The organism is Neoroseomonas rubea (assembly GCF_016106015.1).
Lineage (GTDB): Bacteria > Pseudomonadota > Alphaproteobacteria > Acetobacterales > Acetobacteraceae > Neoroseomonas > Neoroseomonas rubea.
The window spans coordinates 1-1,782 of record NZ_JACADQ010000532.1 but is presented as its reverse complement, the minus strand read 5'-3'; the positions used below and the strand labels follow the sequence as shown (position 1 = coordinate 1,782).

The 1,782-nt window shown below is 72.8% G+C and carries 1 protein-coding gene; it reads right to left on the bottom strand.

Annotated features, from left to right (window positions below):
• Positions 1–1,782: peptidoglycan D,D-transpeptidase FtsI family protein (locus HW577_RS24525; RefSeq protein WP_198378712.1), on the bottom strand; the 1,782-nt coding region annotated here is incomplete at both ends.

The following is a 1,782-nucleotide window of genomic DNA, read 5'->3' as shown; positions in this document are numbered from 1 at the left end:
GGCGGGGCGGGGCGGGGCGGGGCGCGCGGGGGTCGCGGCCGGCGGCGCGAGCCCCGGAATGCCGCGCCCGTTCATCGGCATGGCCAGCGCGCGCTGGATCTCGGGCGTCATCGGCTCGGGCAGCAGGCCGAGGATCGGGGCGATGCGGGAGATCACCATGCCCGCCGCCGGCGCCGCCACCCAGCCGGCCGTCGCGTAGCCATGGCTGCGCGCGTTCGGCTTGGGCTCGTCCACCATGACATAGATGGCGTAGCGCGGCGCATGCATCGGGAAGGCGCCGATGAAGGCCGCGATGCGCTTGTTCTCGAGATAGCCGCCGCGCGGGCCGGTCTTCTGCGCCGTGCCGGTCTTGCCGCCGACGTAGTAGCCCGGCACCTCGGCGCTGCGGCCCGAGCCTTCCGTCACGACCAGCCGCATCATGCGGCGCACCAGGTCGGATGTGCGCTCGCTGATCACGCGCGTTCCTTCGCGCGGCGTGGCGGGATCGTGCGCGAGGATCGTGGGCTGGCGCAGTATGCCGCCATTGACCAGCGTCGCGCCGGCGGTGGCGACATGCAGCGGCGTCACCGAGATGCCGTGGCCGAAGCCGATCGTCATGGTGTTGAGGTCGCGCCAGGTGCGCTGCCCGGGCACGAGCGGCAGCGCCGTCTCCGGGATCTCGATGCGCAGGCGCTGCGTCATGCCCATGCGCTGCATGAATTCGCGGTGGCGGTTCACGCCGACCCCGGCGGCCATGTGCGCGGAGGCGAGGTTGGAGGAGTAGGCGATGATCTCCGGCAGCGCGAGCCAGCGGTTCTTGCCGCGGAAATCGTTGATCTCGTGCCGGCCGACGCGGATCGGGCGGGATGCGTCGTAGCCGCCCCAGGGCTGCACCGTGCCGTAGTCCAGCGCCATCGCCGCGGTCAGCAGCTTGAAGGTGGAACCGGGTTCGTAGACGCCGACGGTGACGCGGTTGAAGCGCTGGTCGACGGTCGCCGCGCCGACGTCGTTCGCGTCGTAGTCGGGCAGGCTGACCATGGCCAGCACCTCACCCGTATGCACGTCCATCACCACGCCGGCGCCGCCGATGCCGTTGAATTCCGTGATCGCGCGCTGGACGGAATCGCGCAGCGCGAGCTGGACGCGGATGTCGAGCGACAGGCGCAGCCGCGCATTCGGCTGGTCCCGCAGCCGGTCGTTGAACGACCGCTCGACGCCGGCGATGCCGATGCCGTCCACGTCCACGCCGCCGATGATGTGCGCGGCGGTGCGCCCCTGCGGGAAGTAGCGGCGCTCCGCTTCCTCGAAATGCAGGCCGGGGATGCCGAGCGCGTTGACCTGCGCCACTTCGCGCGGCGTCAGCGCGCGGGCGATGTAGGCGAATTGCCGCTCGCCCGACATGCGCTGGATCAGTCGCTCCCGATCCAGTTGCGGCAGCACGCGGCGCAGCCGGTCGGCGGCCTCGGTCGCGTTCTCGATCTGGCGCGGGTTGGCATACAGCGCCGTCAGCGGCAGCGAGACGGCGAGGATCTCGCCATTGCGGTCGGTGACGGTGGCGCGCGCGACCGGCGCCTCGGCCGCCGGCTGCGGCGGGCGGGACAGGGCCGCGGCGCGGCGCGGCTCGGCCGGGTTGAGCACGGTCGCGAAGGCGAGCTTCAGCGCGATGGCGCCGAACAGGCCGGAAAAGCCGAAGGCCGCGATGACGAGCCGCCCGCGGCTGCGGTCGAGGATGGCGCGGCGGTCGAGATCGGGCTGGGTGACGCGCACGAGCGCGCGCGGCGCCTCGGCCTCGGCCGGGCGCCG